We start from the raw sequence: 15,329 nt of genomic DNA on the forward strand, positions 1-15,329 counted from the left end.
TCACTGCTCATAGTCGTGTCACTGCTCATAGTCGTGTCAATGCTCATAGTCGGCTCCGAGGTTGGCGAGGGTGTCATCGGTCCAGGTCTCGGCACTCCAGTGCAGGCTGAGGTCGCCGAGCGGCACGAGCTGGTCGAAAGAGATGGCGTCGAGGCGGTACAGCTCGAGCACGGCCAGGAAACGGGCGATCACGACGCCCTTCACCTCGGCGCCCACGATCAGCTCGCGGAACGTGAGCGTGTCGGCGGCGCGCAGCATCCGTACCACGTAGGCCGCCTGTTCACGGATGCTGACCAGCGGCGCGTGCAGGTGGTCGAGCCCCACGCCGGGCAGAACCCGCGGGGTGAGTGCGAGGGCGGCCAGGGCGGCGAAGTCGCCGAGGGAGAGAGTCCAGACCAGCTCGGGAGTCTGGCGGCGGAATTTCTCCTCCAGCCGCACCGCCCGCACGTGCCGGGTGGACTCGGTGTCGAGCCGGCCCTGGAACCAGGCGCTCGCGCTCTTGAAGGCCCGGTACTGCAGTAGCCGGGCGAACAGCAGGTCGCGGGCCTCGAGCAGAGCCACGTCTTCGGCGTCGACAAGCTCACCCTGCGGCAGCAGCCCGACGACCTTGAGGTCGAGCAGGGTGGCTGCGACCACCAGGAATTCGGTGGCCTGATCGAGCTCTTCGTCCTGGTCGAGGCCGCGCAGGTAGGCGATGAACTCGTCGGTGACCCGGCTCAGGGAGATCTCGGTGATGTCGAGTTCGTGCTTGCCGATCAGGGACAGGAGCAGGTCGAACGGACCCTCAAAGTTGCCGAGGGCGACCGAAAACGACTTCGGTGCGTCCGCGTCAGGCGACGGCGCCACGCTGGATCAGTTCCCGCGCCGCCTGCTTGTAGGCCTTGGCGGCCGCGTGCTCGGGTGCGAATTCGGTGATCGGGACGCCGGCGACGCTCGCGTCGGGGAACTTGACCGTGCGGCCGATGACCGTCTCGAGCACACTGTCGCCGAACGCGTCGACGACCCTCTCGAGCACCTCGCGGGAGTGCAGGGTGCGGGAGTCGAACATGGTCGCCAGGATGCCGTCGAGTTCGATGGCCGGGTTGAGCCGGTCACGCACCTTGTCGATGGTCTCGATCAGGAGCGCCACACCGCGGAGGGCGAAAAACTCGCACTCGAGCGGAATGAGCACGCCGTGGCTGGCCGTGAGCGCGTTGACGGTGAGGATGCCCAGCGACGGCTGGCAGTCGATCAGGATGACGTCGTAGTCGCCGGAGATCTTGCGCAGCACGCGGGCCAGGATCTGCTCGCGGGCGACCTCGTTGACGAGGTGCACCTCCGCGGCGGACAGGTCGATGTTGGCCGGGATGATGTCGAGGTTGTGCACCGACGTCTTCTGGATGGCGTCGTGCGGGCTGACCGAGCCGCTCAGCAGCAGGTCGTAGATGGTGGTGACGTCGTGGGTGGGCACACCGAGACCGGCGGAGAGGGCGCCTTGCGGGTCGAAGTCGATGGCCAGCACGCGGCGGCCGTAGCCGGCGAGGGCGGCACCCAGGTTGATGGTGGTCGTCGTCTTGCCGACGCCGCCCTTCTGGTTGCACAGCGAAATGATGCGCGCCGGGCCATGACTGGGCAGAACCGCGGGTTCGTCGAAGTCGCGCTTGGGTCGACCGGTCGCACCGACCGGTACCTCGTCTAAACCGGAAAGTCGTGTCCGGTCATCCTGCTTGCGCGCCACTGAGATGCCCTCGATCCGTCTTACACCTGTCACTGTCCCCACTGTAGCGATCGGATCGGGCATGTTGCGGCACGGATCGCCGAAAACCGCAGGTCTGCCGCGTGAATCCGGCGTGTCTCGGCCTGTCATCTGTCCGTGATCGGTCCGTGATCGGTCTCTGATCTGTGGAACCGGGTGAGTCACAGGCTCTTGCGTTAAGGTTTTCAGGTGCCTCAACCATTTACGCCCCTCCGAATCGCGCTCGTTTGCCTGCACACGTCCCCGGGAGCTGAGCCGGGCTCGGGCGACGCCGGGGGCATGAACGTGGTCGTGCGGCACCAGGCGGAGGCTCTCGCCTCCGCCGGCCACCACGTCGATATCCTCACCCGTCGCTCCTCCCCCGTGTCGGAGACGATGCAGTTGAGCCCCGGGGTGACGCTCCGCTTTCTCGAGGCCGGACCGGCCCGTCCCGTGCCGAAGGGCGACCACGAGGAGTTCATCGAGGCGTTCCGCGTGCAGATGGATGCGCTGGGACCCTACGACGTCATCCACTCGCACCATTGGTTCTCGGGTATGGCGGCGCTCCCGCTCGCGCGCCGCCGGGGCATCCCGCACGTGCAGAGCTTCCACAGCATCGCGGCCGACGCGTCGACGCCGTTGTCGGCTGGCGAACGCCCCGAGTCCCCCGGGCGTATGGCCGGCGAGGCCTGGCTGGCGCAGGAGTCGGATGCCCTGGTCGCAATCAGCGAGTCCGAGGGCGACACCATCGTGCAGCGGCTCGGCGGTGCGCCCGAGCGCATCTCGATCGTGCTGCCGGGGGTGGACGGGATTCTGTTCCGGCCCACGGACATCCGGAGTGTCGGTGCCGCCGCGGCTGGGGCTGCCGAGCTTTCTGGACCGATCGACATCCGCGGGTACGCGGTCGTCGCGGGGCGCCTGCAGCCGTTGAAGGGCCTCGACCTCGCGATCGAGGCGATCGCGGCCGTGCCGGAGCCGATCCGGCCCGAACTCGTGATCGCCGGAGACGCGTCAGCCGACTACGACGGCTATATCGACGAACTTCGGTCCCTCGCGGCCCGGCACGGAATCGAGCGCAACGTGCGTTTCGTGGGTCCGCAGTCCCGCGTGGACCTGGCTTTGCTGCTGAGCGGCGCCCGCGTCGTGCTCGTACCCTCGCACTCCGAAACGTATGGGCTCGTGGCGCTGGAAGCGGCCGCGAGCGGTGTTCCCGTCGTCGCCGCGGCGGCCGGCGGACTGCGCGAGGCGGTGCTCGACGGCGACACCGGCGTGGTGCTGGACTCGCGCGATCCGAAGGTCTGGGCCGGCGCACTCACGCAGATTCTCTCGAACCCCGCGTTCGCCCGGCGTCTCTCGCTCGCCGCGCGCGAGCGGGCCGAGCACCTGGACTGGCCGCGGTCGGCAGAAGGCCTCGTGACCGTGTACCGGTCGCTGGTGCGCCCCGGTGCCGGCGACCGCCGCCCCTCGCTGCTCAGCGCGTGAGTCTGCTGGACTGTGTTCCCACTGTTCTGTTCGTGCACGCTCATCCCGATGACGAAACCATTGCGACGGGTGCGCTGATTGCGGAAATGGCGGCCCGGGGCATCCGGGTGTCGTTGCTGACCGCCACGCGCGGCGAGCAAGGCGAGGTCGTGCGCGGGCCGCTGTCGGTGCTCGAGGGCACGGATGCGCTCACCCGGGAACGCGAGCGGGAGCTCGCCTGCGCCGCGGCGGCCCTCGGCATCGGTTTCGCGGATCGGTTCTGGCTGGGCACGCCGCCCGCGCGCGCCGCGGGCCTCGCGCCGCGCGCGTACCGGGACTCGGGCATGACCTGGATTCGTCCGGGGCTGGCCGGGCCGGCCGACGACATCGACGGCGACGCCCTGGTGCGGGCGCCCCTGGCCGAAGTGACCGCGGATGTGGCCGCGCTGATCGGGCAGCTTCGGCCTGCCCTCGTGATCAGCTACGACAACGGTGGCGGGTACGGGCATCCGGATCACGTGCGCATGCATGAAGCGGCGCTGGCCGGCAGCCGGGCGGCGGGGGTCGCGTTTGCCGAGGTGGTGCAGGTGGGGGTGGATGGTGCTACTTCGGATGCGCGTGGTGCGGGTGCTGCCGAGTGGTTCGACCTGTCGGCGCACCTCGCGACGGTCACGGCTGCCCTGCGCTGCCACGCGAGCCAGCTCACCGTCGACGAGGGCGGTGGCCACATCGTGCACTCCGGCGGGCAGCGCGAGCCGATCATCACTGCGTCGGGGCTGCGCCTGCTCTGAGGTCGGCCGCACCGACCCGCGCCCGTCTGCGGGGTCTGCGCTGGCTTCCGCTGGTCAGCCGCCGGCCTGGTGTGTAGCCCCTCGTGCATAACTCCTGCAAATCCTGCAGAATAGGCCCGAAAACACGGTGGAACCGGCTCCCGGCAGCCAAATTGCAGGAGTTATGCCAGGGAGGGCGCCGAGACGCCGACGGGTGACGACGCGGGTGGCGACCCGGGTGACGACGCGGGTGGCGACGCGGGTGGCGACGCGGGTGACGACGCGGGTGGCGACGCGGGTGACGGATGCCCCGCGCGGCGGACCCGGCCGCAACTGTTGCCGTTCCGGACAATTGTTGCCGGTACGCGGGCAACAGTTGTCCGGAACGGCAACAGTTAGGCGGGGTTAGGCTACGCATCCCGGACCGGCGGGGCCGCCGCAGCCCAGAGCGGGGGCGGCTCTCGGCAGCCGGCGTCACGTACCTCGGGGATAATCGCGACACGCCGCATTCGGTGGCCGCTCGACCGGCGGGTTCCGAAAAACTCCGAAGCTAGCGACGGTGACGGATGCCGACGGGCGGGTTCGACGGCCAGGTCACCGGGTTTCGGCAGGCTCAACCACCGGCGGGGCCGCCGCAGCCGCGAGCGTGGGCGGCTCTCGGCATCCGTCGTCACGTAACTTCGGAGAAAACGCGAGACGCAGCCTTCGGTGGCCGCTCGAACAAAATGTCCCGGAAAGCTCAAACGTCAGCGGCGCGCGGCGGCGCCGGCCGCCACTGTTGCCGTTCCGGACAGTTGTTGCCGGTACACGGGCAACAGTTGTCCGAAACGGGAACAGTCAGGCGGGGTTGAGCTCGTCCAGGACCGGCGGGGGCTCAACCTTCACCGCGGGGTGACTCAACCACCGGGGGGACGGAACGGGACACCCGCGCCCGCGGATGCGCCGTCGTGTACATGTCGCGCAGGGTATCCGCGGTGACGAGCGTGTAGATCTGGGTGGTGGCCACCGAGGAGTGGCCGAGCAACTCCTGCACCACGCGCACATCGGCCCCGCCTTCGAGCAGGTGCGTCGCGAAGGCGTGCCGCAGCGTGTGCGGCGAGACGTGCCCCTCGAGGCCGGCGCGTTCGGCCGCGGCACGGATGATCAACCACGCGTTCTGCCGGCTGAGCCTCTTGCCGCGAAGGCCCAGGAACAGGGCCGGCGTCGCCGGTCCACGGGCGGAGAGCAGCGGTCTCCCCCGCACCAGGAACGTGTCGATGGCCGCGCGCGCGTAACTGCCGACCGGCACGATGCGCTGCTTGTCGCCCTTGCCGGTGAGGCGCACCACCTCGGGGTCGAGCACATCGTCCACATTGAGGTTGACCACCTCCGAGACGCGGGCGCCCGTGGCGTAGAGCAGCTCGAGCAGCGCCTTGTCGCGCAGGTTGTGCACCTCGTCGCCGTCGGTCGCCGCGAGCAACAGCGTGACCTGCTCGATCGAAATGGCCTTGGGCAGCCGGGTGCCGAGCTTGGGCGGCTTGGACTCGTGGGCGACATCCGTGTCGACCACGCCCTCCTCGAGCAGAAATCGGTGAAACCCGCGCACGGTCGAGAGGATGCGCGCGATCGACGCCGCGGTCAGCGGCGACTCCTCGCGGGATCCCAAGAACCGCACGTAGTCGGAGATGTGCTGCCGGGTGACGTCGGCGAGTCCGGTCAACCCGACCGCGGCAAGCCACCGGCTGTAGATGGCCAGGTCACGCCGGTAGGCGGACACCGTATTGGTGCTCAGACCGCGCTCGATCGCGACGTGCCGCAGATACGAGTCCACGGCCGCCGCGACGACCCCACCGGCAACTCCCGGAGCAGGCGGACCGCCCACACCCGTGACGCCCCGGCCAGCAGGAACACCAGCCGCACCGCTCACACCACCAGACGAGGCCAACCGGTCACACCGTGTGGTCCCAATTGACCGGATGCCGCGGCCACGGCTCATCCGCCGCCCCGAGGGTGCTCCAGCCACGCGCGCGGGCTGCCTGGGCGGCGAGCACCCCGATCACCAGCGACGGGTTCTGCACCCGGCGGGCCAGCACGGCATCGACGCAGTCATCAAGCGGCACCCAGCGCACCTCGATGTCGGCTTCCTCCTCGGTACGCTCGAAGACCTCCGGAGCCGCGGCGAGGCCGCGCGCCAGGTAGATGCGGATGACCTCGTTGCTGCCGCCGGGCGAGGTGGCGAACTCACCGAGAACATTCCACTCGGTGGCGACGAGGTCGCCCTCCTCGGCCAGCTCGCGCTGCGCTCCGACGAGTGGATGCTCGCCGTCTTCGTCGAGCAACCCGGCCGGCAGCTCCCAGTCGCGCGTGCGCACGGGGTGTCGGTACTGCTTGATCAGCAGCACCTGGTTGTGCTCGTCGAGGGCGAGGATCGCCACGGCGCCCGGGTGGTCCAGGTACTCGCGCATGATGCCGGAGCCGTTATAGCCGAAGGTGTCGCGGCGGACATCCCACACCTTGCCGTCGAAAACGATCGCGCTGTCCGAGACCGCCGCGAAGGCCGGCTCATCCGCCAGCGGGGCGGAGGCCGATTCGCCGGACTTCTCGGCGGTCACAGAAGCGGTCACATTGGCGGCGGGCACAGACGGGTGGGTCACGGCTCAGGCATCTTCCTTGGCTTCGACCTCGAACAGGCGGCTGGCCTGCTGGCGGTCCAGGGCCGCGCTGATCAGGCCACGGAACAACGGATGCGCGTGGCTGGGCCGGCTGCGCAGCTCCGGGTGCGCCTGCGTGCCCACGTAGAACGGGTGCTCCTCGCGCTTCAGCTCGACGTACTCGACCAGGTGGCGGTCGGGTGAGGTGCCCGAGAACCACAGTCCGGCATCCGCGATCTGAGAGCGGAACGCGTTATTGACCTCGTAGCGGTGGCGGTGACGTTCGGACGCCTCGGAGGCACCGTAGAGCTCGGCCACGATGGATCCCTCGGCCAGAACGGCCGGGTAGAGACCCAGGCGCATGGTGCCACCCAGGTCGCCGCCCGCGATGATCTCGACCTGCTCTTCCATGGTCGCGACCACCGGGAACTCGGTGTCCTCGTCGAACTCCGAGGAGGATGCGCCGGTGAGGCCGGCCTTGTTGCGGGCGTATTCGATGACCATGCACTGCAGGCCAAGGCAGAGGCCGAGCACGGGGACGCCGTTCTCGCGGGCGAACTTGAGGGCGCCGAGCTTGCCCTCGATGCCGCGCACGCCGAAGCCGCCGGGAACGCAGATGCCGTCGAGCTCGCCGAGCAGGCGGTTCGCGCCCTCCTCGGTCTCGCAGTCGTCGGAGGCGATCCAGGTGACTTGGACCCTGGTCTGGTTGGCGAATCCGCCGGCGCGCAGCGCTTCGGTGACCGACAGGTAGGCGTCGGGCAGGTCGATGTACTTGCCGACCAGTCCGATGGTGACGGTGTGCTGGGGCTCGCGCACGGCGTCGAGCACCTTCTGCCAACCGGTCCAGTCGACGCTGGTGACGGGCAGGCCGAGGCGGTCGGTGATGTACTTGTCCAGGCCCTGATCGTGCAGCATGGTGGGGATCTCGTAGATGCTCGGCACGTCGACCGCGTTGACCACGGCGTCTTCGTCGACGTCGCACATCAGCGCGATCTTGCGTTTGTTCGAGTCGGAGACGGGCCGGTCGCTGCGTAGCACGAGCGCATCCGGCTGGATGCCGATGGAACGCAGGGCGGCGACGGAGTGCTGGGTGGGCTTGGTCTTCTGCTCTCCCGCGGCGCCGAGGAACGGCACCAGCGAGACGTGCACGAAGAAGACGTTGTTGCGGCCGAGTTCGTGGCGCACCTGGCGTGCCGCCTCGAGGAACGGCTGGGACTCGATGTCGCCGACCGTGCCGCCGATCTCGGAGATGATCACGTCGGGGCGCAGCTCGTCGCTGGCCTGCAGGCGCATGCGGCGCTTGATCTCGTCGGTGATGTGCGGGATGACCTGCACGGTGTCGCCGAGGTACTCGCCGCGGCGTTCCTTGGCGATCACCTGCGAGTAGACCTGACCGGTCGTGACGTTCGCGGCCTGGTTGAGGTTGATGTCGAGGAACCGCTCGTAGTGCCCGATGTCCAGGTCGGTCTCAGCACCGTCGTCGGTCACGAAGACCTCGCCGTGCTGGAACGGGTTCATCGTGCCGGGGTCCACGTTGAGATAGGGGTCGAGCTTCTGCATGACCACGCGGAGTCCGCTGGCCGTGAGGAGATTGCCGAGGCTTGCCGCCGTCAGGCCCTTGCCCAAAGAAGAAACGACACCACCGGTCACAAAGATGTGTCGTGTCGTGTCGTTGCGTACTGATTCGTCCGTGCTTTTATTTTCCACCACGGGCTTCGACTCTAGCATTGAGGGCTGACCTATCGGTTGGCGCGGGCGAGGTTCATGAGCTCCCGGGCATGTTCGAGTCCGCTCGCGGAATCGGGCAGGCCGGAGAGCAGGCGGGCCATTTCGGCGGCACGCTCGTCGCCGTGCAGCTGGCGCACGCTGCTGGCGGTGACGGAGCCGTCGCTGTCCTTGACGACGCTGAGGTGGTTGCCGGCGAACGCGGCCACCTGGGCAAGGTGGGTGACCACGATCACCTGGGCGGTTTCGGCGAGCCGGGCCAGCCGGCGGCCGATCTCGATCGCCGCGGCGCCGCCCACGCCGGCGTCGACCTCGTCGAAGACGAAGGTCGGCACCGGGTCGGTCGCGTTGATGACGACCTCGATCGCAAGCATCACCCGGGACAGTTCGCCACCGGAGGCCCCGCGCGCCAGCGACCGTGGCTCCGCCCCCGCGTGCGGGCGCAGGAGAATCTTCACGAGGTCGCGTCCGGTGGCGGTGATCTCGGCCCGGCCGTCGACCTCGACCAGCAGCGACGCGTTCGGCATGGCCAGGGCGGCCAGTTCGGCTGTGACGGCCGCACCCAGGGCCTTTGCGGCAGCGCGACGGATGCCGGTGAGCTGGTCGGCGAGGCCGTCAGTCGACTGGCGTGCAGCATCCGTTTCGGTGCGGAGCGTGTCGATGCGGTCGGAGTCGCTGTCGAGTTCGAGCAGACGGGCACTGCCGGTGTCGAGAAAGTCGATGGCCTCGTCAAGGCCGCCCGCGTACTTGCGGGCCAGGCCGGTGAGCTCCGAGCGGCGCTCCTGCACGACCTCGAGTTCGCGGGCGCCATCGGCGTCGAGGCCGGCCAGGTAGCTGGAGAGCTGCGCGGCGATGTCGGCAACCAGGAAGCCGGCGTTCGCGAGTGCCTCGGCCAGGGGCGGCAGGGCTGGGTCGTGCTCCCCGGCCCGTTCGAGCTGGCGCCGGGCGGACTCGAGCAGGGCGACGGCGTCGGGCATCTCGTCGGGGTTCTCCTCGGCCGAGAGCAACTCCCGGGCCTGGGCGGCCGCGATGCGCAGCTCCTCGAGGTTGCCGAGGCGTTCGGCGCGTTCGCTGAGCGACTCGTCTTCGCCGCGCTGCGGGGCGACGAGTTCGATCTCGTCGATGGCGGCGCGCAGCGTGTCGGCCTCGCGGGCGCGCTGGTCCTGCTCGTCGACGAGTCGGTCGAACTCACCCTGGAGGCCCTGCCAGCGGTAGTAGGCCCTCTGGAACAGGTCGAGGGTGTCGGCGAGCGTCGGCCCGGCGAAGCGGTCCAGGGCTGCAGCCTGGGCGACGGCCGAACGCAGACGCACCTGGTCGGACTGGCCGTGCACGACCACGAGGTCGCCGCCGAGGTCGCTGAGCACGCCGGCGGGGGCGCTGCGCCCGCCGACCACAGCCCGGCTGCGTCCCTCCGCGGACACCGAGCGGCTGAGGATGAGTTCGGGGCCGTCGAGGTCTCCCCCGGCATCCCGCACGCGGGTCGCGACGGTGCCGTCGGCAGGGATCAGCCAGCGGCCCTCCACCCAGCTCTGCGACTGGCCCTGGCGCACGAGACCGGGATCGGCACGCTGGCCGAGCAGCAGGCCGAGCGCGGTGACGACCATGGTTTTGCCGGCGCCGGTCTCGCCCGTCACGGCGGTAAAGCCGGGGCCGAGCGGCAGGGTGGCCTCGGCAATGACACCGAGGTCACGGATGACGAGCTCCTCGATCATGCGGAACGCCTATTCACGGCCGACCGGGCCTCTCCAGCCCGTGACGGGCAGGTTGAATTTGTTGACCAGTCGGTCGGTGAACGGGCCGCTGTGCAGGCGGGCCAGCCGAACGGGAATCGGTGAACGGCGCACGATCACACGGGAGCCCGGCGGCAGGTCGTGCACGCGGCGACCGTCGGCGGAGAGCACCGCGGCCCCGCCGGTGCGGGCGAGCACCTCCACGGCGAGCGACGAGTCCGGGCCCACGACGAGCGGGCGGGCGAAGAGGGCGTGAGCGCTGAGCGGCACCAGCAGCAGCGCGTCGAGCGTCGGCCAGACGATCGGGCCACCGCCCGAGAAGGCGTAGGCGGTGGAGCCCGTGGGCGTGGACATGACCACGCCGTCGCAACCGAAGGAGGAGAGCGGGCGGCCGTCGACCTCGATGACGACCTCGAGCATCCGTTCACGGCTGGATTTCTCGACTGTGGCCTCGTTCAACGCCCAGGTCTCGTAGATCACCTCATCGCCGAGCTTGACCCGAACGGCGAGGGCCATGCGTTCCTCGACCAGGTAGTCGCGCAGCAGGGCCCGGCGCACGGCCTCACCGAGGTCGTCGCGCTCGCTCTCGGCGAGGAAACCTACGTGGCCCAGGTTGATGCCGAGCAATGGGGCCGAACAGCCGCGCACGACTTCGGCGGCACGCAGGATGGTGCCGTCTCCGCCGAGCACGATCACGAGTTCGAGTTCGGTGGTCGCGACGCACTCGTGCAGGATCGCGATCTGGTCGTCGAGGTCCGGGCAGTGCGCGAGCAGGTCGGCGCGCTCGTTGCGGGCCAGCACCGGCACGGCTCCGGCGGCCAGCAGCTGCTGGCAGACGGTGACGGCGGCCTCGAGGGAATCCGTGCGGCCGGTGTGCGCGACGACGAGGATGTTGCGTGGTGCTGCACTCATTTAGTCACTCCCACCAGCGCCGTTGTGCGTTCGATCCATTCTGTCGGATTGCTGCCGACCGCGCTCGACAGCCAGCACAGGTACTCGCGATTTCCGGCGCCGCCGGCGATGGGCGAGGCGATCAAACCGTTCGTCTTGAGGCCGAGGTCCCACGCCGCCCAGAGCACACCGGCAATCGCGTCGGCGCGGAGGCCCGGATCGTGCACGACGCCCTCGCGGATGCTGCCCTTGCCGACCTCGAATTGCGGCTTGATCAGCAGCACGAAGTCGGCACCGTCGGCGGCGGACGCCACCAGGGCCGGAAGCACGGTGGTCAGGGAGATGAAGGACAGGTCTCCCACGACCAGGTCCACCCGCTGCGGCACCCCGGAGGCGGCCGCGATCTTCTCGGCCGTGGCGTAGCGCAGGTTGAACCCCTCGACCAGCACGAGTCGCGGCTCGGTCGCCAGCTGGGGGGCCAGTTGCCCGTGCCCCACATCCACCCCGATGACCTGGCCGGCGCCGCGTTCGAGCAGCACCTGGCTGAAGCCGCCCGTGGACACTCCGGCGTCGAGCACCGTGCGGCCCAGGGCCGGAACCGCGAAGGCGTCGAGGGCGGCGATGAGCTTGTGGGCGCCGCGGCTGACGTAGTGGTCGGTGGCCGCCACCTCGATCAGCTGGGTGTCCCGCACCTTGGCGGATGCCTTGACGACGGGCGTGCCGTCGACCGTGACCAGTCCGCCCACGATCAGCTGCGCGGCGACGGTGCGGGACCGGGCCAGACCGCGCTCGGCGACGGCCGAGTCGAGGCGCTGGTCGGGCATCCGCTCGCCGGCAACGCCGGGGTCGCTGGGGTCGCCGGCACTGGTGTCGGGGGCGACGTCATCGGGGGCGCCCATCGGGGTTCCGTCGACGTCGGTCATGAGTGGCTCGCCCGGGGAACGTCTCCACCTTCGAGGTGGCCCCGCAGCCCGTCGTGCTCCTGAACGTACGCGGCGGCGCGCTCCTCGAGGGGCCGGTCTTCGATCGCGGCGAGCCGCGCGGGAAGATCCTGGGTTACGTCGTCCGTCGTCACGTGGGGCTGATTCACCCTCTCCACGTTACCGTCCGAGATACAGTCGCTCCGGAACAGTGAGCCCGTAGATGGGCCGACCGGATGCCCAGATCACGGCGCAGGCGGCGCGGAGCAGGTTGATCGCCCCGTCACCCTCGGCCACGATCGTGACGTCGGCGCCGACAATGCGCACCGTCGCCCCGTTCACCGTGGCGGAGGATCCATCCTTGGAGAACACCGTCTGCGGGTAGGGCTCGTGCAGCTGGCGCAGGTCGTCGAGGATATACGTCGGCCGCGACTTGGCGTCGGCGGCCAGGGTCTGCTTGGCCTTGTCGATGCCGGTGAGCACCAGCGCGGCCGGAATGCCGGCCCGGTTCGCGCCGAGGATGTCGGTGTCGAGGCGGTCGCCGATGAACAGGGGCGCCTGCGCCTCGAAGCGGGTGACGGCCTCGGTGAAGATGGCCACCTCGGGCTTGCCGGCCACGATCGGCAGGCGACCGACGGCGCTGTGCACGGCGGAGACGAGGGTACCGTTGCCGGGCGCGATCCCCCGGGCCACCGGGATGGTCCAGTCGGTGTTCGTGGCGATCCACGGGATCTCCACGCCATCCTCGTTCGGGTGCAGGGCGAACGCGGCCTCGGCCAGGTCTTTCCAGCCGAGGTCGGGCGAGAAGCCCTGGATCACGGCGGCCGGAGCGTCATCCGCCGAGCGGGTGACGACGAAGCCACCCTTTTCAACCTCGGTCAGAAGACCTTCGCCGCCGATCACGAGTATGCGCGAGCCGGCCGGCACCTCATCCGCGAGCAGACGCACGGCGGCCTGCGGTGAGGTCACGACATCCGTCGCCACCGTGTGCAGGCCCAGATCGGAGAGGTGGTCCGCCACGGACTGGTCGGTACGGGACGCGTTGTTGGTGAGGTAGCCGACCCGCACGGTTTCCGCCGCACGGTTCAGGCTCTCGACCGCGAACGGGATGGCCGCTGGACCGGCGTAGACCACGCCGTCCAGGTCAGCCAGAACCACGTCGACGCCGGTGAGCGGGGTGACCGGTTCAGGCACGCGGCGACGCCTGAGCATCGTGCTCCGCCTCGTCGATGGAGTCGTCGGCGTCATCCGCGGACTCTTCGTCGGAGACGTCAGTCGCGTCGTCGTCGTCGGTGGAGTCGTCGGTGTCGGTGTCGGTGTCGTCGGACTCTTCCTCGTCGGACTCTTCCTCGTCGGACTCGTCCTCGTCGATCTCGAGGATCTCCATGGTCTCGTCGAAATCGGTCACGCCGGACACGGCAGCGTCGGCCCGTTCGGCCCGCTCGTTCCACAGTTCGGCCTCGTCGTCGCGGCCCAGCTCGCCGAGAACCTCGGCGTAGGCGGCGAACAGCTCGGCGCTGTAGGAGAACGCGGTCTTCGGGTCCAGCTGCGGAATCTCGAGCTCGCTGAGCGCGGCCTCGGTCTCGCCGAGGTCCAGACGCGCCCCGGACATGGCGATCGCCAGAGCAACCTGAACGGATGCCGGCAGCGAGGCGCGCTCGACGGAGCGTCCCAGCTCGAGCGCCCGGTCCGGGCGGCCCACGCCGCGCTCACTGTCCACCATCAGCGCAAGCTGATCGTTGGAACCGGAGATGCGGCGATAGGTGCGCAGTTCCCGCAGCGCCAGGGCGAAGTCGCCCGTGGCGTAGGCGGTGATCGCGAGGCTCTCGCGCACCACGGCGATCCGGCCGGCACGACGGGCAGCCGACAGGACGTGGCGGTGAGCCAGCTCGGGGTCTTCGTCGATGACGCGGGCGGCCATGGCCAAGTGGCGGCCGACGGCCTCGGCGTTGTCCTTGCTGAGGGTCTTGAGCTCGTTGCGGGCGATCCGGTCGAGGTCCTGCGACGTGATGTCGTCGGGCAGCTCGGGGTCGTCGTGGCGCGGGCGCACCGAACGAAGCTCGCGCTGCATGCGCTGCTCTTCGGTCATCTCCTCTTCGACGACACGGGCATCGCGGTCACCGCGGGCCGGGGCACCGTCACGGGTCCACAGCTTCTTACCGGCGTCTCCGCGCGGAGCTCCGGCACGGTTCGGCGAACCGCCGCGCTGGGTCCAGGGCTTCTCGCCACCCTGCTGCGGGCGATCGCTGCGCTCGGGACGGGCGCCGTCCTTGGCCCAGGGCTTGCGCTCCCCGCCGCCGGAGGAGCGATCGGAGTTGCCCCGGTACGGGGGACGCTCGCCGCCCTGCGGGCGATCGGAGTTGCCCCGGTAGCCACCGGTAGAGGGACGGTCCGAATTGCCACGGTAAGGGGGACGCTCACCCTGCTGCGGACGGTCGGAATTGCCGCGGTAGGAAGGACGCTCACCCTGCTGCGGGCGATCGGAGTTGCCACGGTAAGGAGGACGCTCGCCACCCTGCGGGCGTTCAGAGTTGCCCCGGTAGCCACCGGTAGAGGGACGGTCCGAATTGCCACGGTAGGGAGGACGCTCGCCCTGTTGCGGGCGGTCAGAGTTGCCACGATAAGGGGGACGTTCACCATCACGCTGGGGACGGTCAGTATTGCCACGGTAACCACCCGTGGCCGGGCGGTCAGAGTTGCCACGATAGGGAGGACGCTCACCATCACGCTGCGGACGCTCGGTATTGCCACGGTACGGAGGACGCTCGCCACCGTTGGACGGACGCTCGGAATTTGCACGGTAACCGCCCGTGGAGGGACGATCGGAGTTCCCGCGGTAGGGAGGACGCTCGCCTCCCTGCTTCGGACGCTCGGAATTACCGCGGTAAGGGGGACGCTCACCGTCACGCTGCGGACGGTCGGACCGGCCCTGGTAACCCCCGTTGGAACGACGATCGTCTCGTCCGCCGTCGCGTGATTCGTTATCGTGCGTTCCTGAAGGGCTCACTGTGTCTCCTGTGTAATTTGACCTGTCATTTCGACAGACCTATCAACAATAACTCAACGCCAAATGACCACCCGTCTGGGAGGCCATTTTGGTTGATTCTGAATCAAGTCCGGCGGTGTCATACCGGGTCGCGGCGAGTGTGCCTCTCCGGTCGAGAGTGGTGGCTCTACCGGGCACTTTCGACCGGAATGAAGACATTCACTCCCACTTACCACATGGAAGTCACCTCGAGGGGTGGCCAACTGTCGTTGGTGCAGGTGTGCCCTCTCACGGGGTGGTGTGGTTCGTGGCGCAGGGTGTGGAGGTGGGCGCACGGTGTGGAGGTGGGCGCAGGTAGAGCGTGCGCCGCGGGGCGGCTTGGCCGGACCCGTGTGTGTGTGGCTAACTCAGGACATTCGTTGCCCGCAGTAGACGGCCGCCGCGGGTCAGTGCGGCATAGGTGCGGATGCCCGGCACGGCCCGGCTGGTTCTCCTGAGTTGG

Annotated in this window: 14 protein-coding genes; 3 read left to right on the forward strand and 11 right to left on the reverse strand. The window is 69.3% G+C overall.

What is annotated here, in order from left to right; translation table 11 throughout:
* Positions 1-36 precede the first annotated feature (36 nt).
* Together CXY82_RS05470 and CXY82_RS05475 are read right to left on the reverse strand one after the other, a co-directional pair.
* Entirely contained in the window at positions 37-846 is an 810-nt protein-coding gene (locus CXY82_RS05470; protein ID WP_104170023.1) for a ScpA family protein, read from the reverse strand.
* A complete protein-coding gene (locus CXY82_RS05475; RefSeq protein WP_369827950.1) occupies positions 830-1,750 on the reverse strand; it encodes a ParA family protein in 921 nt (306 codons plus the stop codon). The genes CXY82_RS05470 and CXY82_RS05475 overlap by 17 nt, the downstream gene beginning before the upstream one ends.
* Before the next feature lie 174 nt (positions 1,751-1,924).
* Between CXY82_RS05475 and CXY82_RS05480 the strand changes: the two genes are divergently transcribed.
* Together CXY82_RS05480 and CXY82_RS05485 are read left to right on the forward strand one after the other, a co-directional pair.
* On the forward strand, positions 1,925-3,196 hold the full coding sequence (locus CXY82_RS05480; protein ID WP_233199216.1) for a glycosyltransferase: 1,272 nt from the start codon (positions 1,925-1,927) through the stop codon (positions 3,194-3,196).
* A gap of 32 nt (positions 3,197-3,228) precedes the next feature.
* Positions 3,229-3,966, forward strand: coding sequence for a PIG-L family deacetylase (locus CXY82_RS05485; protein WP_233199217.1), 738 nt, complete (start codon positions 3,229-3,231; stop codon positions 3,964-3,966).
* 853 nt (positions 3,967-4,819) lie between these two features.
* Here CXY82_RS05485 and xerD read toward each other — a convergent pair.
* The 9 genes from xerD to CXY82_RS05530 form a co-directional block, all read right to left on the reverse strand.
* A complete protein-coding gene (gene xerD / locus CXY82_RS05490; RefSeq protein WP_370443683.1) occupies positions 4,820-5,851 on the reverse strand; it encodes a site-specific tyrosine recombinase XerD in 1,032 nt (343 codons plus the stop codon).
* A 22-nt stretch (positions 5,852-5,873) separates the two neighbouring features.
* Positions 5,874-6,497: an NUDIX hydrolase gene (locus CXY82_RS05495; RefSeq protein WP_233199221.1), complete on the reverse strand. Its 624-nt coding sequence runs from the start codon at positions 6,495-6,497 to the stop codon at positions 5,874-5,876.
* 84 nt (positions 6,498-6,581) lie between these two features.
* Entirely contained in the window at positions 6,582-8,303 is a 1,722-nt protein-coding gene (locus CXY82_RS05500) for a CTP synthase (RefSeq protein ID WP_104170027.1), read from the reverse strand.
* Positions 8,304-8,314: 11 nt separating this feature from the next.
* On the reverse strand, positions 8,315-10,012 hold the full coding sequence (gene recN / locus CXY82_RS05505; RefSeq protein WP_104170028.1) for a DNA repair protein RecN: 1,698 nt from the start codon (positions 10,010-10,012) through the stop codon (positions 8,315-8,317).
* Between the two features lie 9 nt (positions 10,013-10,021).
* A complete protein-coding gene (locus CXY82_RS05510) occupies positions 10,022-10,942 on the reverse strand; it encodes an NAD kinase (RefSeq protein WP_104170029.1) in 921 nt (306 codons plus the stop codon).
* Positions 10,939-11,745 (reverse strand): TlyA family RNA methyltransferase, encoded by an 807-nt coding sequence (locus CXY82_RS05515; protein ID WP_104100466.1) that lies wholly within the window; start codon positions 11,743-11,745, stop codon positions 10,939-10,941. Before CXY82_RS05515 ends, CXY82_RS05510 begins: the two co-directional genes overlap by 4 nt.
* A gap of 95 nt (positions 11,746-11,840) precedes the next feature.
* On the reverse strand, positions 11,841-12,011 hold the full coding sequence (locus CXY82_RS17255) for a hypothetical protein (protein WP_158252131.1): 171 nt from the start codon (positions 12,009-12,011) through the stop codon (positions 11,841-11,843).
* 10 nt (positions 12,012-12,021) lie between these two features.
* The gene (locus tag CXY82_RS05525; protein ID WP_104170031.1) at positions 12,022-13,053 is read right to left on the reverse strand and encodes an HAD-IIA family hydrolase; all 1,032 of its coding nucleotides are present in this window, start codon (positions 13,051-13,053) and stop codon (positions 12,022-12,024) included.
* Entirely contained in the window at positions 13,028-13,912 is an 885-nt protein-coding gene (locus CXY82_RS05530) for a hypothetical protein (RefSeq protein WP_233199218.1), read from the reverse strand. Before CXY82_RS05530 ends, CXY82_RS05525 begins: the two co-directional genes overlap by 26 nt.
* On the opposite strand from CXY82_RS05530, the gene CXY82_RS05535 reads away from it, so the two are divergent.
* Positions 13,877-14,818 carry a hypothetical protein gene (locus CXY82_RS05535; protein ID WP_104170032.1) on the forward strand — a complete coding sequence of 314 codons (942 nt, stop codon included), beginning with the start codon at positions 13,877-13,879 and terminating at the stop codon, positions 14,816-14,818. The two genes, CXY82_RS05530 and CXY82_RS05535, sit on opposite strands and share 36 nt — an antisense overlap.
* Positions 14,819-15,329: the final 511 nt, after the last annotated feature.

This window comes from Cryobacterium sp. M23, assembly GCF_002929655.1.
GTDB lineage: Bacteria > Actinomycetota > Actinomycetes > Actinomycetales > Microbacteriaceae > Cryobacterium > Cryobacterium sandaracinum.